The sequence below is a fragment of the Enterobacter sp. BIDMC 27 genome (genome assembly GCF_000534415.1).
Classification (GTDB): Bacteria; Pseudomonadota; Gammaproteobacteria; order Enterobacterales; family Enterobacteriaceae; genus Enterobacter; species Enterobacter hormaechei_C.
In genome coordinates this window covers 2,440,778-2,462,846 of the sequence record NZ_KI973178.1, presented here as the reverse complement: position 1 = coordinate 2,462,846, position 22,069 = coordinate 2,440,778, and the positions used below count along the sequence as shown (strand labels likewise).

The window sequence follows — 22,069 nt, the reverse complement described above, 5'->3', positions numbered from 1 at the left end:
TATTCTGGACCTGCCCGAAGGCAGGCGACAGAAGAATATGCTTAATTTTTGCTGATTTACCCTTCTTTGCAATCGCTGAAGGTTAATCAAACGGCGGTGGCGCCAGCACCTCACGGTTACCGTTATGCCCCTGTTCGCTCACAATACCCTGGGCTTCCATCTGCTCGATAATACGCGCCGCGCGGTTGTAGCCAATACGGAACTGGCGCTGGACGCCGGAGATGGACGCCTTACGTTTTTCGGTAACGAAATTAACCGCCTGGTCAAATAACGGATCCAGCTCTTCGCCGCCGTCAAAACCACCGCCGCCACCTTCGCTTTCACTGTCGGAGGTGATGCCGTCAACGTATTGCGGCCGACCGCGCGCTTTCCAGTCCTGCACCACCGCGTGCACTTCCTGGTCGCGAACAAATGCACCGTGGACACGCACCGGCGAGGTGGAGTTCGGGCCGGAATAGAGCATATCACCCATCCCCAGCAGCGACTCTGCACCACCCTGGTCCAGGATAGTACGCGAGTCAATTTTACTCGACACGGTAAACGCGATACGGGTCGGGATGTTTGCCTTAATAAGTCCGGTGATAACGTCTACGGACGGACGCTGCGTTGCAAGCACCAGGTGGATGCCCGCCGCACGCGCTTTCTGTGCCAGACGCGCAATCAGCTCTTCCACTTTCTTGCCAACGGTCATCATCAGGTCGGCGAATTCATCCACCAGCACCACGATGTAAGGCAGTTTTTCCAGCACCGGATGCTGGGCATCCATGCTGTCACCCGGCTTCCAGTATGGGTCCGGAATCGGACGGCCCATACGTGCCGCCTCAGCGATTTTCTCGTTATAACCGGCCAGGTTACGCACGCCCAGCGCAGACATCAGCTTATAGCGACGCTCCATTTCATTGACGCTCCAGCGCAATGCGTTGGCGGCGTCCTTCATGTCGGTCACCACTTCCGTTAACAGGTGCGGAATGCCTTCGTAGACGGACAGTTCAAGCATTTTCGGGTCGATCATGATGAAACGCACATCTTCAGGCTGCGCTTTGTAGAGCATACTGAGGATCATGGCGTTCACCCCGACCGATTTACCGGAGCCGGTGGTACCCGCAACCAGCAGGTGCGGCATCTTCGCGAGATCGGCAACCACCGGATCGCCAGCGATATCTTTACCCAGCACCACGGTCAGCGGGGACGGGTTGTCGCGGAATTTGGTGTTATCCAGAACTTCACGCAGATAAACGGTCTGGCGTTTCTTGTTTGGCAGCTCAAGGCCAACGTAAGGCTTACCTGGGATCACTTCCACCACGCGAACCGCCACGGTCGACAGAGAACGCGCCAGGTCACGGGACAGGTTAGAAATACGCGCCGCTTTTACGCCTGGCGCCAGGTTCAGTTCGAAACGGGTGATCACCGGGCCAGGGGAGTAGTTCACCACGTCCGCTTTAATACGGAAGTCAGCCAGACGCGCTTCCACCAGACGGGCCATCTGCTCAAGAGCAAAAGTATCCACCGGTTCGACTTCCGCTGGCGGCGGCGTTAACAGATCCAGCGACGGCAACGGCGTACTTGGTCGTTGCAGCGGACGGCTGTCTCCGTTACGCATCAACAGCGGGTGAATCAGGCTTTCCTGCGGCTGTGGTGCTGGCTGCTGGAACTGCGGCTGCGGCGGTTGGGCCGGCGGTGTATGCGGCTGCGCATAAGCCTGCGGCACTGGCTGTTGTGGTTGCGCATTAACCTGCGGCGCTGGCGCCTGACGCACCGGTTCCGCTTCTGGCATCACGCTCGGCGTGAACAGCGGTTCGCTCGGACCGTCATCCACCAGATCTTTCATCGGTGAAAATTCAAAATCCGAGAGCGAGAACGGGTTTGCCCCCGAAGGCTGCTCACCGGAATAACGTTGCTGCTGCGTGGCCGCAAACTGACGCGCTAATTCCGCTTCGGCAGCATCATCTTCATCCTGCTGAGAATGAACATCGTGTTGGTACTCATTCCCGTAGCGTTGAGTCTGCTGGGCGGCAAACTGACGCGCCAGCTCATCCTGATGCAGTTCGTCGGCATCATCTTCGTAGTCGGACTCACGGGCTTTTTCTTCCGCCATACGCTGGGAAGGCAGTTTAATGCCATAAGAGGCCAGCTCCCGGCGCGTCGGTACGCGCACGCGATTAGGACGCGGCAATTGTGGACCAATGCCCTCTTTTACCTGAGGACGCGGCGCACCATCGGTTGCCGGGCTGAATAGCGGAGCGGACGCGGCAGCGGCTGCCGTTGCCTGCTTCACGGTTTCCGCTCCTGACGCAACGGCTGGCGCTGGATCTACAGGTGCAACGCTTGCAGAAGGCGCTTTTACAACAGGCTCCTGCACCGGCTCAGGCACGGGCTGATACCAGGCGGCAAGCTGCTCGCGCTCTCGGGCACGGCGCTCTTCCACCTCTTCAAAATAGTACAATGGCGGACGGGATGGCTTCGCTTCCTCCACCACTTCGGGTTCAGACACCGGCGCAACGTATGGCTGTTCAGGTTCAGCAGGTTCGGGCGTATAAGCCTGATACGGCTGTTGCGGCTCGCTGGCAGGCTCAGGCGGCTGATACGGTTGCTGCCACTGTTCCTGCTGCACAGGAATATAGCTTTCAGGCTCCGGCGCAATGGTCGGTTCAGGCGTATGGACACCTGGCGCAGTCTGCCAGTCCACCTGCGGTTGCTGGATCGCGGACTCCGGTGCCGGAACAGGCGAGGACGGCATCACGGCTTCAACAGGCGCAACATGGGCCTGCGCAGCCGTCGTTGCGGCAGCAGCAGCGGCTACCGGTTCAGTCACGGAATGACCATACAACAGCGGATCGTATTCATCATACTCACCCGGCGTAGCTCGATGACCAGAGAACAACACATCATCAGGATCGACGGCCGCGCCGCGATACTCAATCTGCTCCTCTTCATCCATACGTTTGCCGGAGAAAAGCGCGGCATCCGTTTTACGGCCTAACGGGTTAGCAAATTTTTCAGCAACGCGCTGGCGGCGTGCCAGAGCACCGCGCAGAATACGGGCACGGCGGGATTCACGACGCTGCACGGGTGCCTCGTCTTCCTCTTCGTACTCATCTTCATATTCGTCTTCATCGACCCACGTATCATCACGACGGGTGCGATTGCTGGCAAACGTCAGCAGAGTCAGAATAAAGCTGCCGATTTTTTCGGCAATGCTCACCCAGGACCAGCCGGTAAACAGCGTCAGGCCCGCTGCCCAGATACAAAGCAGCGCCAGCGTGCCGCCGCTGCTGTGAAGCATCGGTTGCAGCGCGGAGCTCAACAGGCTGCCAATCACCCCGCCGGAGGCGAAGTACCAGATGTCATCGGCGTTGATCGCCGCCAGTCCGCAGGAGGTGAGGATCAGCGCCAGGGCGCCAATCAGGCGCAGCGAAACGGCAAAATAATCGATGTAGTCGTCGTTCTGTCGATGACGCCAGGCAAACCAGCATCCGCCAATAATGATGACGGGAAGGGTATAGGCCATCACACCGAAAATGAAGAAGAGTGTGTCCGCAAGCCAGGCGCCGGGAACGCCACCTAAATTATGGATAGGCTCATGCCATGCGGTTTGCGACCAGCTGGGGTCTGAGGGGTTGAAACTGAGTAAGGCAGCCATCAGCCAGACGGCAAAAAGGGCAATAACAATCAGTAACGCCTCAAGGAGACGACGTCCGCTGCTTAGCTTAGATAATGTGACTTCTTTGTCTTCAGTGTATTCCTGGCTCAAGAAAGGCTCTCCAGGTATCAGGCATGTCCTGCCTGTGTGCTAAAACGGACAACAGCGCCGGGACTCCCCGGCACTGTTGCTGTATGGATTAACAGGAGTGTAATCAAACTACACTGATTTTGCACCTGTTCCGTGTTAGCGCGTCTTAATAACCAGACGATTGCTCTGTTTGACCTCTTCCATCACCACATAAGTACGGGTGTCGTTCACGCCTGGCAGACGCAGCAGGGTTTCACCCAGCAGCTTACGGTAGGCGGACATATCAGGCACACGGGTTTTCAACAGGTAGTCAAAATCACCGGAAACCAGATGACACTCTTGAATTTCTTCAAGTTTTTGCACAGCGGCGTTAAATTGCTCAAACACATCTGGTGCACCACGATTCAGAGTAATCTCAACAAATACCAGAAGTGAGGCATCCAGATAATGCGGGTTCAGCAGAGCCGTATAGCCCTGAATAAAACCCTGTCTTTCCAGTCGACGCACACGCTCAAGGCACGGCGTCGGGGAAAGTCCCACACGTTTTGAAAGCTCGACGTTGGAAATACGCCCATCCTTTTGCAATTCATTAAGAATGTTACGATCGATACGGTCGAGATCTTTGCCAGGGCGCTTCTTGCTATCTACCATTATTATTGTCTCTCTGTATTCCTTCCCTACTCCTGCCTGGACCCTGTGCACATCACTGTTCAGAGCCTGGACCCGTTATTCATCACATCGCCTGGTTATGTATTAGACGCGATGTAGATTCGGGTTCTGCGGTAAGAAGACCGTTGCCCGAAAGCAGTCACAGACATCACGTATGGCGTCTGTCCACACCATGCGTAGATTTCACTGACCCGGTAAAAATGGCATTTCCGTGCATGTCTATGCGGCATGCAGTTCGTGCGTCTTTTTTTCTTCCTTGAATGTTTTCGCAAAAGCGCAGGGGATTGTCAAAGCAAAACATCGATTTTTAGTACAACATGCCGGATATTCATTACGGAGGGGTATTAATCCTCATTTTATTGCCTTATAAACGCGCGGTTTTCAGTAGCAGAAGTGATGTGACCGCCTCTGACCCATAGGGCGCGTCTATTGCATATATCGGAAGCAAAACTCTCCTGCTCTTTTTTTACGGCAACAAATTCCCTACAATCCAGCCCATTGCCTGCCAACAACAATGGGGATCTCATGGGCACGACCAAACACAGTAAGCTGCTAATCCTTGGTTCTGGACCTGCGGGATATACCGCAGCGGTCTATGCTGCACGCGCTAACCTGCAACCGGTACTGATCACCGGGATGGAAAAAGGCGGTCAGCTGACCACCACCACGGAAGTGGAAAACTGGCCTGGCGACTCGAACGACCTGACCGGGCCGCTGCTGATGGAGCGCATGCACGAGCATGCCGCCAAATTCGAAACCGAAATCCTGTTCGACCACATCAATAAAGTGGATTTGCAGAACCGTCCGTTCCGCCTGACGGGTGACAGCGGCGAATACACCTGCGATGCGCTGATCATCGCCACCGGCGCCTCTGCCCGTTACCTTGGTCTGCCATCTGAAGAAGCGTTCAAAGGCCGAGGCGTATCTGCCTGCGCTACCTGCGACGGTTTCTTCTATCGCAATCAGAAAGTCGCCGTGATCGGCGGCGGTAACACCGCAGTGGAAGAAGCGCTCTACCTGGCAAACATCGCCTCTGAAGTACACCTGATTCACCGTCGCGACACCTTCCGCGCGGAGAAGATCCTGATTAAACGCCTGATGGACAAAGTGGCGAGCGGCAACATTGTGCTGCATACCAACCGTACGCTGGAAGAAGTGACTGGCGATCAGATGGGCGTGGCGGGACTGCGTATCCGTGATACCCAGAACACCGATAACGTCGAAACGCTGGAAGTGGCAGGCCTGTTTGTGGCAATCGGTCACAGCCCGAACACGGCTATCTTTGAAGGCCAGCTGGAGCTGGAGAACGGCTACATCAAAGTGCAGTCTGGCATTCACGGCAACGCCACCCAGACCAGCGTTCCGGGTGTCTTCGCAGCTGGCGACGTGATGGACCATATTTATCGTCAGGCGATCACTTCTGCGGGCACCGGTTGTATGGCCGCGCTGGACGCAGAACGCTACCTGGACGGGCTGGCTGAACAAGGCAAATAATCTTTACAAGTCAGTAACAAACGTAAATAAAGGCGGCCACTGGTCGCCTTTATTTTTGCTCGCGTGTAACATGCAGAGGTCTAATTTCTTATAACGTCACCTGCAAAGTACGCAATGGAAAAAACCCGTCAACAAGAGTTAACCCGCTGGCTGAAACAGCAAAGCGTTCTGTCCCGCCGCTGGCTTATGATTTCCCGCGTTCTGGGATTCATCAGCGGTCTGTTGATTGTTGCCCAGGCATGGCTGCTGGCCCGCATTCTCAATCATATGATCATGGAGAACATTCCGCGCGAAGCGCTGCTGTTGCCGTTTATCGTTCTGGTGCTGGTTTTCGTTCTGCGTGCGTGGGTGGTCTGGCTGCGCGAGCGGGTTGGGTTCCACGCCGGGCAGCACATCCGCTATGAGATTCGCCGCAAGGTACTCGATCGGCTTTCGGAAGCCGGACCTGCGTGGATCCAGGGTAAGCCAGCCGGCAGCTGGGCGACGCTGATCCTTGAGCAAATCGACGATATGCACGATTACTACGCGCGTTATCTTCCCCAGATGGCGCTGGCGGTGTTTGTGCCCCTGATGATTGTTATCGCCATCTTCCCTGTTAACTGGGTGGCGGCGTTGATCCTGCTAGGCACCGCCCCGCTCATCCCGCTGTTTATGGCGATGGTCGGCATGGGCGCGGCAGATGCTAACCGTCGTAACTTCCTGGCGCTGGGTCGGTTGAGCGGTCATTTCCTGGACCGTCTGCGCGGAATGGAAACCCTGCGGATCTTCGGTCGTGGTGAAGCGGAAACCGAAAACATTCGCCTGGCGTCGCAGGATTTCCGTCAGCGCACCATGGAAGTGTTGCGCATGGCCTTTCTCTCATCTGGTGTGCTCGAATTTTTCACCTCCCTGTCGATTGCGCTGGTGGCGGTTTACTTTGGCTTCTCCTACCTCGGCGCGCTGGACTTTGGCCACTACGGTACGGCGGTCACGCTTTCCGCCGGGTTCCTGGCGCTGATCCTGGCCCCGGAATTTTTCCAGCCGCTTCGCGATCTCGGCACCTTTTACCATGCCAAAGCGCAGGCGGTGGGTGCTGCCGACAGCCTGAAAACCTTCATGGAAACGCCGCTGGCGAATCCGGAGCGTGGTGAGGTAACGCTGAATACGAACGATCCGGTGACCATTGAAGCACAGGATTTTTCTGTTCTGTCGCCTGAAGGCAAAGTGCTGGCCGGTCCGCTGAACTTTACCCTGCCTGCCGGGCAACGTGTGGTGCTGGTGGGTACCAGCGGCTCAGGTAAAAGCTCATTGTTGAATGCGCTGTCAGGTTTTATGGCGTACACCGGATCGCTGCGTATCAATAAAACGGAGCTGCGCGAGCTCGATCCTGATGCCTGGCGTAAACAGCTGAGTTGGGTGGGGCAAAACCCTCAGCTGCCAGCTCCGACGCTACGCGAGAATGTGCTGCTGGCACGGCCGGATGCGCGTGAAGATGAGCTGCAATCGGTCCTCGACCGCGCCTGGGTCAGCGAGTTTCTGCCGCTGCTTGCGCAGGGTGTCGATACCGTCATTGGCGATCAGTCTGCCGGGCTGTCAGTAGGCCAGGCACAGCGCGTCGCGGTTGCCCGTGCGCTGCTGAATCCCTCTTCGCTAATGCTGCTGGACGAACCCGCCGCCAGCCTGGACGCTCACAGCGAGCAGCGCGTGATGGATGCGCTTAACGCAGCCTCACGCCAGCAAACCACCCTGATGGTGACCCACCAGCTGGAAGGTATTGCCGACTGGGATCAGATTTGGGTGATGGAAAACGGACACATTGTTGAGCAAGGCGATTACGCCGCGCTTGTTGCCGCGCAGGGGCCGTTTGCGACCCTGCTGGCGAACCGTCAGGAGGATATCTGATGCGCGCCCTGCTTCCGTATCTTGCACTGTATAAACGCCACAAATGGATGCTGACGCTCGGGATCGTGCTGGCGATCGTTACTCTGCTGGCCAGCATCGGTCTGCTTACGCTTTCCGGCTGGTTCCTCTCCGCGTCTGCGGCCGCAGGCTTTGCCGGACTGTACAGCTTTAACTACATGCTGCCTGCCGCCGGGGTGCGCGGCACGGCCATTACGCGAACTGCCGGGCGCTACTTTGAACGTCTGGTCAGCCACGACGCGACCTTCCGCGTGCTGCAACACCTGCGTATTTACACCTTCAGCAAACTGCTGCCCCTCTCCCCTGCCGGGCTGGCACGTTTTCGACAGGGCGAATTACTCAACCGCGTGGTCGCAGATGTGGATACGCTGGATCACCTCTATCTGCGCGTCATTTCACCTATGGTGGGCGCGTTTGTAGTGATTGTCGTGGTCACGCTGGGGTTGAGTTTCCTGGATGTTCCCATCGCACTGACGCTCGGCGGCATCATGCTGATGACGCTGATTATTCTGCCGCCCCTGTTTTATCGTGCAGGTAAAACCACCGGGGAAAACCTGACGCGCCTGCGTGGAGAATATCGCCAGCAGCTCACCGCCTGGTTGCAGGGACAGGCCGAGCTCACCCTTTTTGGTGCCAGCAAGCGCTACCGCGCCCGCATGGAAAATACGGAGCTGAACTGGCATGAAGCCCAGCGTCGCCAGTCTGAACTGACCGCGTTCTCCCAGGCGCTGATGATGTTAATTGGTGGGATTGCCGTTATCGCCATGCTCTGGATGGCCTCCGGTGGCGTGGGCGGTAACGCGCAGCCTGGCCCGCTGATTGCGCTGTTTGTTTTCTGTGCCCTGGCAGCCTTTGAAGCCTTAGCCCCGGTCACGGGCGCCTTTCAGCATCTCGGCCAGGTGATTGCCTCTGCGCTGCGCATTACGGATATTGCCGAGCAGGAGCCGGAAGTGAAGTTCAGCGCGGGTCAAACCGCTGTGCCAGAGCAGGTCGCGCTGACGCTCAGCAATGTCACTTTCGCCTACGACAAGCAGGCGCAAAACGCGCTGGAAGACATCACCCTTTCTGTTGATGCCGGGCAGCGCATTGCGATCCTTGGCCGTACGGGATGTGGGAAATCGACACTTCTGCAACTTCTCACGCGCGCGTGGGACCCACAGCAGGGCGAGATTCGGTTTAACGACGTTCCGCTGTCTGGTTTTAGCGAAGCGGCCTTGCGTAAAACGGTCAGCGTCGTGCCCCAGCGGGTGCATCTGTTCAGCGCTACGCTGCGCGATAATCTTCTTCTGGCGGCACCAGACGCCTCCGACGATACGCTGCGGGCAATGCTGGAGCAGGTTGGGCTGCACAAGCTGCTTGAAGACGACGGGTTGAACAGCTGGCTGGGTGAAGGGGGTCGACAGCTTTCCGGCGGCGAACTGCGTCGTCTGGCCATTGCGCGTGCGCTGCTGCACGATGCGCCGCTGATGCTGCTGGATGAACCGACAGAAGGACTGGATGCCACGACAGAGAGCCAAATCCTTGATTTACTGGCGAATGTGATGAAAGGTAAAACCGTGGTGATGGTCACGCACCGTCTGCGCGGGCTGGTGAATTTCGATCAGATAATTGTGATGGACAACGGACACATAATTGAGCAAGGTAGTCACGCAGAGCTGCTGGCAAAACAGGGTCGCTACTACCAGTTTAAACAGCGCCTGTAGACTATATTTGTAGCGTCCTCTCTCGCGTACTGGAGTTCTGTTGTCATGCGCCTGGTGCAGCTTTCTCGCCATAATATTGCGTTCCCTTCACCGGAGGGGGCGCTGCGTGAACCTAACGGCTTGCTGGCTCTGGGCGGCGATCTCAGCCCGGCACGGCTCTTAATGGCTTACCAGCGCGGCATCTTCCCGTGGTTTTCTCCCGGCGACCCGATCTTATGGTGGTCTCCCGACCCGCGAGCCGTGCTGTGGCCTGGACAGTTTCACCTGAGCCGCAGCATGAAGCGTTTTCATGCAAAATCCCCCTTTCGCGTCACGCTCAATCACGCCTTCGGCCAGGTTATCGAAGGCTGCGCTGAAGATCGTCATGAAGGCACCTGGATAACCCGCGATATCATTATCGCCTACCACCAGCTTCATGAGCTGGGCTACGCGCACTCTATTGAAGTATGGAAAGAGGATAACCTCGTCGGCGGAATGTACGGCGTGGCGCAGGGCACGCTGTTCTGCGGCGAGTCGATGTTCTCCCGCGCCACGAATGCGTCGAAAACCGCGCTGCTGGTGTTTAGCGAGGAATTTGCCCGACGCGGCGGACGGCTGATGGATTGCCAGGTGCTGAATGAGCACACCGCCTCGCTCGGCGCCGTTGAAATCTCCCGCCGACACTATATCGAACACCTGGAACAGTGCCGAAAGAAGACCCTACCACGCGATTTTTGGGTTCCCAGAACGCTCTTTATACCCAATGCCTAAATGTTTTCCGCATATTTTTTATGAGGGTGTTATAATTACGCCGCAGAGTAGCTTCTGCCTGTTGCCCCGCCGCCGTTTGGGACCCTCGCTTCAGATAACGTCCTTACGTTTATCCTGTCGTCTCCCCTTTACGAATGCGCTTTCCGTTCGGTTGTACCGTGACGCTTGGGCAATACGCTGAGACTGTTTTGCTGCGTTTTAAACGCGCAATTCTTTACTTAATTGAGGAATTTCGGCATTATCTTGCCGGTTCAAAACTTGGTAGTGATACCCCAGAGGATTAGATGGCCAAAGAAGACAATATTGAAATGCAGGGTACCGTACTTGATACGTTGCCTAATACCATGTTTCGCGTAGAACTGGAAAACGGTCACGTGGTAACTGCGCACATCTCCGGTAAAATGCGCAAAAACTATATCCGCATTTTGACGGGCGACAAAGTGACTGTTGAGCTGACCCCGTACGACCTGAGCAAAGGCCGCATTGTCTTCCGTAGTCGCTAATTGTTTTCGCCTGTAATGGCAGATGAATATTAAATAAGGCCGGGATATTCCCGGCCTTTTTTATTTATGGCTTTAGTGTGGCTGTTCAGGAAGAGGTATTTTAGTGCGGTCTGATGCCCTCACGCTGACCCTCTCCCACAGGGAGAGGGAGAAAAGCGGACACAAAAAAGCCGGGTTAAAAACCCGGCTTTTACACTAAAGAAAATCAGTGAGCCGCTTCCGGCTTGTGCTTCGCCGCACTCTGGAAATCGTACGTCAGTTCGTTCTTCGCCTGATCCAGCCCCACCGTTACCTGGCCGCCGTCCACCAGCGAGCCAAACAGCAGCTCGTTCGCCAGCGGTTTCTTCAGGTTGTCCTGAATCACGCGCGCCATCGGACGGGCGCCCATCGCACGATCGTAGCCTTTCTCAGCCAGCCAGTTGCGGGCCTCCTGGCTCACTTCCAGCGACACACCTTTCTGATCCAGCTGAACCTGCAACTCGACGATGAACTTGTCCACCACCTGATGAATCACCTCGGTAGACAGATGATCGAACCAGATAATGTTGTCCAGACGGTTACGGAACTCCGGCGTGAAGATCTTCTTGATCTCTTCCATCGCATCGGTGCTGTTATCCTGGTGGATCAGGCCGATGGATTTACGCTCGGTTTCCCGCACGCCCGCGTTGGTGGTCATCACCAGCACCACGTTGCGGAAATCGGCTTTGCGCCCGTTGTTATCGGTCAGCGTCCCGTTGTCCATCACCTGCAACAGGATGTTGAACACGTCCGGATGCGCTTTCTCGATTTCATCGAGCAGCAGTACCGCGTGCGGATGCTTGATAACCGCGTCCGTAAGCAGGCCGCCCTGGTCAAAGCCCACGTATCCCGGAGGCGCACCAATCAAACGGCTGACGGTATGACGCTCCATATACTCGGACATATCAAAGCGCAGCAGCTCAATGCCCAGCGCTTTGGAGAGCTGAACCGTCACCTCGGTTTTACCCACCCCGGTCGGGCCGGCGAACAGGAAGGAACCGACAGGCTTGTGGTCATGCCCAAGGCCAGCACGGGCCATCTTGATCGCTTCGGTTAAGGCCTCAATGGCTTTATCCTGACCAAAGACCAGCATTTTCAGGCGATTGCCGAGGGTGCGCAGCGTATCACGGTCGCTCTGAGAAACGCTCTTCTCAGGAATACGCGCGATGCGGGCCACCACGGACTCGATATCCGCCACGTTCACAGTTTTCTTACGCTTGCTGGCTGGCATCAGGCGCGCACGCGCACCCGCCTCATCAATCACGTCAATCGCTTTATCCGGCAGATGACGATCGTTGATGTATTTCACCGCCAGCTCCACCGCCGCACGTACCGCTTTCGCGGTGTAACGCACGTCGTGGTGTGCTTCGTACTTGGTTTTCAGGCCATTGATGATCTGCACCGTTTCGTCAACCGACGGCTCGGTCACGTCGATTTTCTGGAAACGACGCGCCAGCGCACGATCCTTCTCAAAGATGTTGCTGAACTCCTGGTACGTCGTGGAGCCCATCACGCGGATCTTGCCGCTGGAGAGCAGCGGTTTGATCAGGTTAGCGGCATCCACCTGGCCACCGGAGGCCGCACCTGCGCCGATGATGGTGTGGATCTCATCGATAAACAGAATGCTGTTGGTGTCCTGCTCCAGCTGTTTTAACAGCGCTTTGAAACGTTTTTCGAAATCACCGCGGTATTTGGTGCCCGCCAGCAGCGAGCCAATATCCAGCGAGTAGATGGTGCAGTCGGCAATCACTTCCGGCACGTCGCCCTGCACAATGCGCCAGGCCAGCCCTTCGGCAATCGCGGTTTTACCCACGCCAGATTCCCCCACCAGCAGCGGGTTGTTCTTACGGCGACGGCACAGCACCTGGATGGCACGCTCCAGCTCTTTATCGCGGCCAATCAGCGGGTCGATACCGCCAACGCGAGCAAGCTGGTTAAGGTTGGTGGTGAAGTTTTCCATACGATCCTCCCCGCCTGCTTGCTCTTCATTGCTGTTGATCTGTCCGCTGGGATCCGATGCCTGGTTAGGCTCGTCTTTTCGCGTTCCGTGAGAGATGAAGTTGACCACGTCGAGCCGGCTGACTTCGTGTTTACGCAGCAGGTAGGCCGCCTGGGACTCCTGCTCGCTGAAGATGGCGACCAGGACATTGGCGCCAGTCACTTCGCTACGTCCGGAAGACTGGACGTGGAAAACCGCGCGCTGCAACACGCGCTGGAAGCTGAGCGTCGGCTGCGTGTCGCGCTCTTCTTCACTGGCTGGCAGCACCGGTGTAGTTTGTTCGATGAAGGCTTCGAGTTCCTGACGTAGCGCCACCAGATCCACGGAGCAGGCTTCCAGCGCTTCGCGGGCAGATGGGTTGCTAAGCAGTGCGAGCAGCAGGTGCTCGACGGTCATAAACTCATGTCGGTGCTCACGCGCTCTGGCGAAAGCCATGTTTAAACTGAGTTCCAGTTCTTGATTGAGCATAGGCACCTCCCCCAATTTTATGCCTTATCAGGCCTTTTCCAGCGTACACAGCAACGGATGCTCGTTCTCCCTTGCATAGTCGTTCACCATCGCTACTTTGGTTTCCGCAACCTCGGCAGTAAAGATGCCGCAGATCGCTTTGCCACGATAATGAACGGTAAGCATCAGTTGCGTTGCACGTTCAACATCATAAGAAAAGAACTTTTGTAGCACGTCAATAACAAATTCCATCGGCGTGTAATCATCGTTCATTAACATAACTTTATACATAGATGGCGGTTTTAGCGCGTCGCGCACTTTATCTTCCGCCAGCTGGTCAAAATCCAGCCAATCGTTGGTCTTACCCATTATGCATAACCACTTTGAATCTACCTCAGATGTTAGATAACAATCATCTATTACTGTCATCCGCGATGTCTGTCACAAACTGTTGCAATAGCGTTAACTGCCTCAAATTTTGGTTGATTATTGTCCCAACTCCAGCGCCAAACGCTTGACGGCTTCTTCCGTTTCTCTAAATTGTACAAGCGTGAGTTGGCGAGGTTTTGAACAGCCCCCACTCCACCACCGGTTCATTCCATCTTAATTTATAAGATTTACGAAGGATGTCGAAGCATGGAAATGGGTACTGTTAAGTGGTTCAACAACGCCAAGGGGTTTGGCTTCATTTGCCCCGAAGGCGGCGGCGAGGATATCTTCGCTCACTATTCCACCATTCAGATGGATGGTTACAGGACGCTCAAAGCCGGGCAGTCCGTCCGGTTCGATGTACACCAGGGGCCAAAAGGCAATCACGCCAGTCTTATCGTGCCCGTTGAAGCAGAAACGGTTGCATAGCTCTCTGATTCATTGTGTACACCCCGCAGGCAAAATGCCAGCCCGATCGGCTGGCATTTTTATTTTCGGGTTATTCCCGCGCCAGCGCATCCACCGGATCCAGCCGCGCCGCGTTTCGTGCCGGCAGCCAGCCAAACAAAATGCCGGTAAAGGTGGAGCACAAAAACGCGGTGAGGATCGCCATCGGTGAGAAGCCAATCTCCCACCCCGGTAAAAAGAGCTGGAGCGCGAAGGCGATCATCATCGAGAGCGCAATTCCCATCGCGCCTCCCACCAGACACACCAGCACCGCTTCAATCAAAAATTGCTGGAGCACATCGCTGGCTCTGGCCCCGACCGCCATGCGAATGCCGATCTCGCGCGTACGTTCGGTCACCGACACCAGCATAATGTTCATCACCCCTATCCCGCCGACGACCAGCGAAATCACCGCCACCAGCGTCAGGAACAGCTGAAGAGTACGTGTGGTCTTTTCGGCCGTTTTCAAGAGGCCGTCCATGTTCCAGGTGAAGAAATCCTTTTTCCCGTGGCGCAACGTTAACAGCCGCTCGAGCTGCTGTTCCGCCAGCGCGCTGTCGTAGCCCTCTTTCACTCGCACGGTAATGGAGTTGAGCCAGGACTGTCCCATAATGCGCCCGGAAATGGTGCTGTACGGCAGCCAGACGCGCAGGATCTTGCTGCTGCCAAACATGGACTGTTTCTCTTCCGCCACACCAATCACCGTGGCGGGCATGTTACCCACCAGGATCACTTCCCCCACCACACGGGTTTTATTGGGGAAAAGCTGTCTGCGCGAGTTAGCGTCTAACACCACCACCTGCGCCCTGCCCGCCAGCTGTTCCGCGTTGAAGGTCGCCCCTTCGCTGAAGGTCATGCCGTAGACGTTGAAGTAATCTCCGCTGACGCCGTTAGCGCTGGCCGCCACGTCGATGTTGCCGTAGCGCAGACGCAGGTTTTGCGACACGGCAGGCGTGGCGGAGTTCACCCACGGCTGCTTCTGAATAGCCGCCAGATCGTCGTATTTCAGCGCCTGCTGATACTGCGGCTCGTCGTCGCCAAAATCTTTGCCGGGGTAAACGTCGATGGTGTTAGTCCCGATGGCGCGAATATCCGCCAGCACCAGCTGTTTCGCCGCATCGCCCACCACCACAATCGACACCACCGAGGCAATACCGATAATGATGCCGAGCATGGTCAGCAGAGTGCGCATTTTGTTGGCCGCCATCGCCAGCCAGGCCATGGTCAGCGCCTCGCGGAAACCGCTGGAAAACTGTCCCCAGCCGGTGGACGCAGGCAAGGCTTCTTTCGCTGCCGCCGCTCTGGACTGACGCGACGGCGGGTTGCTGACCAGCTCGCCGTCGTGGATCTCGATGATGCGTTCCGCCTGCGCTGCCACCTGCGGATCGTGGGTGACAATAATCACCGTATGCCCCTGATCGCGCAGCTGATGCAGGATCGCCATCACCTCTTCACCGGAATGGCTGTCGAGCGCACCGGTTGGCTCATCAGCGAGGATCACCTGTCCGCCGTTCATCAGCGCACGGGCAATACTCACGCGCTGCTGCTGACCGCCGGAAAGCTGCGAAGGCTGATAATCAACACGCTCCGCCAGCCCAAGACGCGTTAACAGCGCCTTCGCGCGTTCAAGGCGTTTTTTGCGCTCGACGCCCGCATACACCGCCGGCACCTCCACGTTCTGCGCCGCGCTCAGGTGTGAAAGCAGATGGTAACGCTGAAAAATAAAGCCAAAATGCTCGCGACGCAGCTTCGCCAGCGCGTCGCCGTCCAGGGTGGAAACATCCGTCCCGGCCACGCGATAGGTGCCGCTGGTGGGCTTATCCAGACAGCCGAGAATGTTCATCAGCGTTGATTTACCCGAGCCCGACGCCCCGACAATCGCCACCATTTCACCGGCTTCAACGCGCAGGGAGATGCCCTTCAGCACCTCCACCGGCCCGTCGCCGGACGGATAGCTGCGACGAATGTCATTCAGCTCAAGCAGCGCCGTCATTGCGCGGCTCCGGGCAGGGTTTCGCTGGTGACCACTTCCTCACCCTCTTCCAGCCCTTTTACCACCACCACATCGGTGTCGTTACGTGCGCCAATCACCACTTCCCGCTCGCGGGTTTCGCCGTTGCGCAGCACTTTCACCTTGTAGCGATTGTCCCCGGCGGATTCGCCCAGCGCGGAGAGCGGAACCGTCAGCACGTTTTTCACGCCGGTCAGCTGGATATGCACCTGGGCGGTCATGTCCAGACGCAGCACGCCCTGCGGGTTTGGCACCTCAAAACGCGCATAGTAGAAGATGGCGTCGTTGACCTTCTCCGGCGTCGGCAGGATATCTTTCAGCACCCCTTCATAGCGGGTTTGCGGATCGCCCAGCACCGTAAACCAGGCTTTCTGCCCCGGCTTAAGGTGAATGACGTCCGCTTCGGATACCTGGGCTTTCACCAGCATGGTGCTCATATCCGCCAGGGTCAGGATGTTCGGCGCCTGCTGCGCGGCGATGACCGTCTGGCCTTGCAGGGTGGTTATCTGCGTCACTTCCCCGGCCATTGGCGCAACGATTTGCGTGTAATCGAGGTTGGTTTTCGCCGTATCCAGCGAGGCCTGATTCCGTTTGATTTGCGCATCGATGGTGCCAATCTGCGCCTGCTTCACCGCCAGCTCCGTGGCGGCTGTGTCCAGATCCTGTTTCGAGATAGCCTGCGTTTTCGCCAGCGCCTGCTGGCGCGTCAGGGTGACCTGAGCGAGATTACGCTCCGCCTGAGCCTGCGCGCGCTGCGCGCGCAGCTCCATCAGCGTCGCTTCCACTTCGCGGATTTGGTTTTGCGCCTGCTCAGGATCGATCACGCCCAGCAGCTGGCCTTTTTTAACCTTATCGCCAATCTCAACTGACAGGGTTTTAAGCTGACCGCTGACCTGCGCGCCCACGTCAACCTTACGCAGGGCATCCAGTTTCCCCGTCGCCAGCACGTTTTGTTGCAGCTCGCCCGGACGAACAATCAGCGTTTGATACTGTGGTACCGGCGCGTTCAGTACCTTCCATAACCAGAATCCGCCCGCTAACACCACTACCGCCAGCAGCAGAAACAGCTTTCTGCGTTTTCCCTTCAGGTTCATAAATATTCCAAATAATTGTTCTGGCTATCATCACCGTTGATTTTATCTAAACCACTCCTCAACGAAACCCCCGATCCCCGTAATCGTCGGGAATTATTTACCCGATGTTGATAAAGCGCCTGCTGAAATAGCGATATTCCACCAGAAGCAGGATCTAACATGTCTTCCATCGTCGATACACCCTATTCAACGCTGCCCCAGCCTAAATCGGGCTGGCAACTGTTTAAAAGCCTGGCATCGGGTTCCCTCACGCCGGGGCTGGCGTGGCAAAATCCGGCCTATCGACGTAAGTTTATGTTGCGCTCGCTGGCAACGCCGTTCACCACTGCGCGCCTGCTCGAAAACCTTGTAAAACAGCCCCGTCTGATGCAGATCCTGCGCGTGCAGCCCGGCCTGCCGTGCCGCCTGCACCGGCCGTGGCTGACCGTCAATATGGACCGTCAGACTACGCTGGACGCATTGAACGATCACTATGAGATGATGAGCCGCCATCTTCCGGCGTCGCTGCTGAATGGCTACCTCTCCAGCCAGGGCATCACGCTGGTGACGTTAACGGGCAAAGAGGAGCAGCAGTTTAGCGTTCGCCTGAGCGCGGATGCGTTTCTGGACAAAGAAGGGGAAGCGACCCTCACTTTTTGCGACCACCAGAACACGGTGCTGGCCGAGCTGACCTTTACGCTGTGCACATACCAGGGCAAGCCAACACTCTTCATCGGCGGAATGCAGGGGGCGAAAGCGCATGTCCCGCACGAGCACATTCAGCTGGCGACCAAAGCCTGTCACGGACTGTTCCCAAAACGTCTGCTGGTTGAAGCGGTCATGACGCTGGCAGGCGCCTTCCCGGTCGAGCAGATCCTCGCGGTGAGTAACGCCACCCACATCTACCGCAGCTGGCGCTATCGCAAGAAAAAAGAGGGAAAATTGCTGGCTGACTATGACAGCTTCTGGCGCTCCCTTGGCGGACAGCAGCAGGATAACGGCAACTTTGCCCTGCCACTGACCATGCCACGCAAACCGATGGAAGAAATTGCGAGTAAAAAACGGTCCGAATACCGCCGCCGCTATGCCCTGCTTGATAGCCTGATCCAACAGGTTTCGCAGGCGACTGCCCGTTAATCGGCCCTCCCGCGAGCCAGCCAGAGGACGCGGGAGAACATTTTACGCAGCAGCGTGGGCACCGACTCCACGCCTCGCCTGCCCGCTTCCGTCGCAACTTCAATGGCCAAATCCGGTTTTGACGACCGATGGATAGCTTTGGCAATCACCCGGCGCATATTCATGGGCACATCTACTGGGATCATCGCCACGCGGTGAAAGACGTCGTCAAATCCCTGGCGGTACATAAAGTGCTCCATGTCCATCGCAGGCAGCGCGGTCAGATGTTCCCGCTCCTCTTCACGATCGTTATTGAGCAGGCTGCGCACGGTCGCCGCATATTTTTTACCCGCCTCATCGCCATCCACCAGTACGTGCCACTCTATCCCCATCCGGCGCGCAAATTTGATCAGCGGTTTTAAGCCAGACTGAGCAAATTCGATCACTTTGATCCCTTCGGCGTCAAAGTGGTGTCCGCACTGGCGAGCCAGCTCGTTTATCACCCAGGTTTCCGTTTCCCCTTCCACCAGCAACCAGCAGCGGGCAAACAGGGAAGAGGCACGGTTAAAACGGATATGAAACGCAATTCGTCGGCCATCTTCGGCATTTAACCCGCCGGGCCCGAGCCGGTAAGCGGTGACCCGCGAGGATTCACGCACCAGGCGGCAGACATACTCCACCGGCGTCAGAGAGAGCAGCTCTCCGGAATTCGTGGTGGTGACTCGCTGCAACGGCAGCAAATTAAGAAGATGCCACGCCACGGAAAGCATAATCGGGTGCAGCCGCGTTTCCGGATCTTCCACCAGCAGCAGCGGGCGCGCGTCCCGATCCAGGCGCACCGTCCCTTTCGCCTGTAAAAGCGTGGAGAATAATCCCAGCAGGATCACCCGATGCGTGCGCCCGCCGGGGCGGTCGATCATGCGGTTGATAATATCGAGATAGCGCCAGCTTCGTTGTTCATCGTGCGAGCGGCGACGCATCAGACGGTGGCGCGCCTGCCCCGTTCCCTGCTCGGAGAAATAGTGCTCCAGCAGTTGCACCATGGCAGACAGTCCCTGACGGATCTGGCCGTCGGTGAGGTTCTGCGGCCGTGAGACCAGTTCACGGGCGAGGAAATCCAGTTCGCGGGCGGTCACCTCCACCTCGGGCATATTCGGCACGGTGCCGTTACGGATCCGCCGCATAAAGCGCGCGTCTCGTAAGCGCAGCACGGGGGAGAGGCGGATAAGATGGCGGGCAAGCTCGTCAATATTATCGAGCGGGATCGGATTTCCCTTCTCATCAAGAAATTCACGCAGGGTTAACACCCCGTCGTTTTGCGCCATTTCGCCCTCAAGGCGATAGAAAATACGCTGGAAACCATCTTCACAGGGCACCCAGCAGGGCGACATAGGGCGAAAACGACGCACGCGATGGCGACCGGGCTCGGATTCGCGGAAGGTCAGAATGATATGCAGGTGTTTCTCGCGTCCGTTGACATCCCCTGGCGGAAACCAGAAGTCATCATGAACGAAGTGGTACAAGTTCTCTTCGGGCGAAAGCAGCAGCGTCAGGGCATCCAGCAGGCTGGATTTACCCCAGGCATTTTCGCCTATCAGGACGTTGTTCTGTTCCAGTTGCAGCGACAGGCGGTTAATCCCGCGAAACCCGACAATCTCCACACGTTCGAGTAGCATACATCCCCCGCAATTCGGCCACTTTTTCCTTCAAGTTATCAGCAGTATAGCGGCAGGCTGTGGGTCACGACAGCAGAATATACGCCCCTTAATTATTGGGCTATGCTCTTATTACCTCCGATCTGAACAAGGATTGACATCACATTGCCTTAAATCAAATTTAGTGAATTTATTTGAGTGGCGAAGGGATGTTGATGGTTTCAAAATACTGGCTCTTTGAGTCGTCATCCCTTTATGGCGATATAACCCGCGCGCAGGAATGGGCGCGGACGTTTATTATTGAGGTGGTTATGTTCAGAAAATTAGCGGCAGAATGCTTTGGTACATTCTGGCTGGTGTTTGGTGGCTGCGGTAGCGCAGTACTGGCAGCCGCATTTCCGGAATTAGGTATTGGCTTTGTCGGCGTCGCGCTGGCATTCGGTTTAACTGTATTAACCATGGCATTCGCCGTGGGGCATATTTCCGGCGGTCATTTCAACCCGGCCGTCACATTAGGATTATGGGCGGGCGGACGTTTCCCGGCGAAAGATATTATTGGCTATATTATTGCCCAGGTTATTGGCGGTATTATTGCCGCGGCGGTGCTGTACGTAATTGCCAGCGGAAAAGCCGGGTTTGACGCCGCGGCCAGCGGATTTGCGTCGAACGGCTTCGGCGAACACTCTCCAGGCGGCTACTCGATGCTGTCTGCCATCGTGATTGAAATTGTGCTCACCGCAGGCTTTCTGTTGGTGATCCACGGCGCAACGGACAAATACGCGCCTGCGGGCTTTGCCCCCATCGCTATTGGTCTGGCGTTGACGCTGATCCACCTCATCTCCATTCCGGTGACCAACACCTCCGTTAACCCGGCGCGCAGCACCGCGGTGGCTATTTTCCAGGGCGGCTGGGCGCTTGAACAGCTGTGGCTGTTCTGGGTGATGCCTATTATCGGCGGTATTCTGGGCGGCGTGCTGTATCGCACCCTGCTGGAAAAACACGATTAATGGTTTTCCCCCTCTCCCTGTGGGAGAGGGCCGGGGTGAGGGCATCAGGCCGCACCACCCCAAATAGACAAGCCGGGTAAGGCGTAGCCGCCACCCGGCTTTTTTTGTAGCTTTACCTCACAGCCTTTATTGGGTAGTGTCTCTGGCGCTTAACGAAAACTCAAAAGGACCGGCTGTTCATGTTCTCAGGACTCCTCATCATTCTTCTGCCCCTGATTATGGGCTACCTTATTCCGCTGCGTCATGAATCGGCCTTAAAGCTTATTAATCGTTTTCTCAGCTGGATTGTTTACGTCATTCTGTTCTTTATGGGGATCAGCCTGGCCTTCCTGGATAATCTGGCGACGAACTTGCTTTCCATCCTGCATTATTCTGCGGTTACGGTAGTGGTTATTCTGCTGTGCAATATTGCTGCGCTGTTCTGGCTGGAACGCACTATTCCCTGGAAAAATCACCACCATCAGGAAAAGCTTCCCTCCCGTATTGCGATGGCGCTGGAATCATTAAAACTGTGCGGCGTGGTGGTACTCGGTTTTTTACTGGGTCTGACCGGCTGGGCATTTTTACAGCACGCAACGGAAGCCAGCGAATATACGCTTATTTTCCTGCTCTTCCTGATTGGTATTCAGCTGCGAAATAATGGCATGACGCTGAAACAGATTGTCCTTAACCGCCGGGGCATGATGGTTGCCGTTATCGTTGTGGCCAGCTCACTGGCGGGGGGAGTGATTAACGCCTTTATTCTCGATCTGCCGCTGAAAACCAGCCTGGCGATGGCGTCCGGTTTCGGCTGGTATTCGCTCTCCGGTATTCTGCTGACCGAATCGTTTGGTCCGGTGATCGGCAGCGCCGCCTTCTTTAACGATCTGGCGCGCGAGCTGATAGCCATCATGCTGATCCCCGGCCTGGTACGCCGCAGCCGCTCTACCGCGCTGGGCCTGTGCGGGGCCACCTCAATGGACTTTACCCTGCCGGTGTTACAGCGCTCGGGAGGACTGGAGATGGTTCCTGCCGCCATCGTACACGGCTTTATTCTGAGCCTGCTGGTCCCCATTCTGATGGCGTTCTTCTCAGCCTGATACTGCTTTGGCGGTAGTGAACCTGCCGCCAAAATTGCGC

Annotated in this window: 16 protein-coding genes; 9 read left to right on the top strand and 7 right to left on the bottom strand. The window is 56.6% G+C overall.

Annotated features, from left to right (window positions below):
* Positions 1–82: 82 nt before the first annotated feature.
* Both L463_RS11055 and lrp read right to left on the bottom strand, forming a co-directional pair.
* On the bottom strand, positions 83–3,751 hold the full coding sequence (locus L463_RS11055) for a DNA translocase FtsK 4TM domain-containing protein (RefSeq protein WP_032103400.1): 3,669 nt from the start codon (positions 3,749–3,751) through the stop codon (positions 83–85).
* A gap of 135 nt (positions 3,752–3,886) precedes the next feature.
* Entirely contained in the window at positions 3,887–4,381 is a 495-nt protein-coding gene (lrp, locus tag L463_RS11060) for a leucine-responsive transcriptional regulator Lrp (RefSeq protein ID WP_000228469.1), read from the bottom strand.
* 543 nt (positions 4,382–4,924) lie between these two features.
* On the opposite strand from lrp, the gene trxB reads away from it, so the two are divergent.
* From trxB to infA, 5 genes are all read left to right on the top strand, one after another.
* Positions 4,925–5,893: a thioredoxin-disulfide reductase gene (gene trxB / locus L463_RS11065; protein WP_032103401.1), complete on the top strand. Its 969-nt coding sequence runs from the start codon at positions 4,925–4,927 to the stop codon at positions 5,891–5,893.
* A 114-nt stretch (positions 5,894–6,007) separates the two neighbouring features.
* Positions 6,008–7,774, top strand: a complete 1,767-nt coding sequence (gene cydD, locus L463_RS11070; protein WP_015570980.1) for a heme ABC transporter permease/ATP-binding protein CydD — start codon at positions 6,008–6,010, stop codon at positions 7,772–7,774.
* The gene (gene cydC, locus L463_RS11075) at positions 7,774–9,495 is read left to right on the top strand and encodes a heme ABC transporter ATP-binding protein/permease CydC (RefSeq protein ID WP_032103402.1); all 1,722 of its coding nucleotides are present in this window, start codon (positions 7,774–7,776) and stop codon (positions 9,493–9,495) included. Before cydD ends, cydC begins: the two co-directional genes overlap by 1 nt.
* A 45-nt stretch (positions 9,496–9,540) precedes the next feature.
* Positions 9,541–10,245, top strand: coding sequence for a leucyl/phenylalanyl-tRNA--protein transferase (gene aat, locus L463_RS11080; protein ID WP_032103403.1), 705 nt, complete (start codon positions 9,541–9,543; stop codon positions 10,243–10,245).
* Between the two features lie 284 nt (positions 10,246–10,529).
* Positions 10,530–10,748 (top strand): translation initiation factor IF-1, encoded by a 219-nt coding sequence (gene infA / locus L463_RS11085; protein WP_002211347.1) that lies wholly within the window; start codon positions 10,530–10,532, stop codon positions 10,746–10,748.
* A gap of 205 nt (positions 10,749–10,953) precedes the next feature.
* Here the strand turns inward: infA and clpA are convergent, their stop codons facing one another.
* Positions 10,954–13,233: an ATP-dependent Clp protease ATP-binding subunit ClpA gene (gene clpA, locus L463_RS11090; RefSeq protein ID WP_006809407.1), complete on the bottom strand. Its 2,280-nt coding sequence runs from the start codon at positions 13,231–13,233 to the stop codon at positions 10,954–10,956.
* Positions 13,234–13,260: 27 nt separating this feature from the next.
* Positions 13,261–13,581: an ATP-dependent Clp protease adapter ClpS gene (gene clpS, locus L463_RS11095; RefSeq protein ID WP_006174393.1), complete on the bottom strand. Its 321-nt coding sequence runs from the start codon at positions 13,579–13,581 to the stop codon at positions 13,261–13,263.
* A 267-nt stretch (positions 13,582–13,848) separates the two neighbouring features.
* Between clpS and cspD the strand changes: the two genes are divergently transcribed.
* Positions 13,849–14,070 carry a cold shock-like protein CspD gene (gene cspD / locus L463_RS11100; RefSeq protein ID WP_006809408.1) on the top strand — a complete coding sequence of 74 codons (222 nt, stop codon included), beginning with the start codon at positions 13,849–13,851 and terminating at the stop codon, positions 14,068–14,070.
* 70 nt (positions 14,071–14,140) lie between these two features.
* Here the strand turns inward: cspD and macB are convergent, their stop codons facing one another.
* Entirely contained in the window at positions 14,141–16,081 is a 1,941-nt protein-coding gene (macB, locus tag L463_RS11105) for a macrolide ABC transporter ATP-binding protein/permease MacB (RefSeq protein WP_032103405.1), read from the bottom strand.
* Complete coding sequence (macA, locus tag L463_RS11110; protein ID WP_017384842.1) at positions 16,078–17,193, bottom strand: macrolide transporter subunit MacA; 1,116 nt, start codon at positions 17,191–17,193, stop codon at positions 16,078–16,080. Before macA ends, macB begins: the two co-directional genes overlap by 4 nt.
* Positions 17,194–17,352: 159 nt before the next feature.
* Here macA and L463_RS11115 point away from each other — a divergent pair, with 159 nt between their 5' ends.
* Positions 17,353–18,309 carry a VirK/YbjX family protein gene (locus tag L463_RS11115; protein WP_032103407.1) on the top strand — a complete coding sequence of 319 codons (957 nt, stop codon included), beginning with the start codon at positions 17,353–17,355 and terminating at the stop codon, positions 18,307–18,309.
* Here L463_RS11115 and L463_RS11120 read toward each other — a convergent pair.
* Positions 18,306–19,964, bottom strand: coding sequence for an ATP-dependent endonuclease (locus L463_RS11120; RefSeq protein ID WP_017693708.1), 1,659 nt, complete (start codon positions 19,962–19,964; stop codon positions 18,306–18,308). The genes L463_RS11115 and L463_RS11120 overlap by 4 nt on opposite strands.
* Positions 19,965–20,254: 290 nt before the next feature.
* Between L463_RS11120 and aqpZ the strand changes: the two genes are divergently transcribed.
* Both aqpZ and L463_RS11130 read left to right on the top strand, forming a co-directional pair.
* Positions 20,255–20,950 (top strand): aquaporin Z, encoded by a 696-nt coding sequence (gene aqpZ, locus L463_RS11125; RefSeq protein ID WP_032103428.1) that lies wholly within the window; start codon positions 20,255–20,257, stop codon positions 20,948–20,950.
* 179 nt (positions 20,951–21,129) lie between these two features.
* Entirely contained in the window at positions 21,130–22,029 is a 900-nt protein-coding gene (locus L463_RS11130; RefSeq protein ID WP_017384846.1) for a LysO family transporter, read from the top strand.
* Positions 22,030–22,069 lie beyond the last annotated feature (40 nt).

Excerpts from the sequence above, each read along its gene's own strand:
- cydC (WP_032103402.1), top strand. The coding sequence starts at position 7,774 with ATGCGCGCCCTGCTTCCGTATCTTGCACTGTATAAACGCCACAAATGG.
- macA (WP_017384842.1), bottom strand. The coding sequence starts at position 17,193 with ATGAACCTGAAGGGAAAACGCAGAAAGCTGTTTCTGCTGCTGGCGGTA.
- infA (WP_002211347.1), top strand. The coding sequence starts at position 10,530 with ATGGCCAAAGAAGACAATATTGAAATGCAGGGTACCGTACTTGATACG.
- trxB (WP_032103401.1), top strand. The coding sequence starts at position 4,925 with ATGGGCACGACCAAACACAGTAAGCTGCTAATCCTTGGTTCTGGACCT.
- L463_RS11120 (WP_017693708.1), bottom strand. The coding sequence starts at position 19,964 with ATGCTACTCGAACGTGTGGAGATTGTCGGGTTTCGCGGGATTAACCGC.
- cspD (WP_006809408.1), top strand. The coding sequence starts at position 13,849 with ATGGAAATGGGTACTGTTAAGTGGTTCAACAACGCCAAGGGGTTTGGC.
- clpS (WP_006174393.1), bottom strand. The coding sequence starts at position 13,581 with ATGGGTAAGACCAACGATTGGCTGGATTTTGACCAGCTGGCGGAAGAT.
- macB (WP_032103405.1), bottom strand. The coding sequence starts at position 16,081 with ATGACGGCGCTGCTTGAGCTGAATGACATTCGTCGCAGCTATCCGTCC.
- L463_RS11115 (WP_032103407.1), top strand. The coding sequence starts at position 17,353 with ATGTCTTCCATCGTCGATACACCCTATTCAACGCTGCCCCAGCCTAAA.
- aat (WP_032103403.1), top strand. The coding sequence starts at position 9,541 with ATGCGCCTGGTGCAGCTTTCTCGCCATAATATTGCGTTCCCTTCACCG.
- aqpZ (WP_032103428.1), top strand. The coding sequence starts at position 20,255 with ATGTTCAGAAAATTAGCGGCAGAATGCTTTGGTACATTCTGGCTGGTG.
- cydD (WP_015570980.1), top strand. The coding sequence starts at position 6,008 with ATGGAAAAAACCCGTCAACAAGAGTTAACCCGCTGGCTGAAACAGCAA.
- lrp (WP_000228469.1), bottom strand. The coding sequence starts at position 4,381 with ATGGTAGATAGCAAGAAGCGCCCTGGCAAAGATCTCGACCGTATCGAT.
- clpA (WP_006809407.1), bottom strand. The coding sequence starts at position 13,233 with ATGCTCAATCAAGAACTGGAACTCAGTTTAAACATGGCTTTCGCCAGA.
- L463_RS11130 (WP_017384846.1), top strand. The coding sequence starts at position 21,130 with ATGTTCTCAGGACTCCTCATCATTCTTCTGCCCCTGATTATGGGCTAC.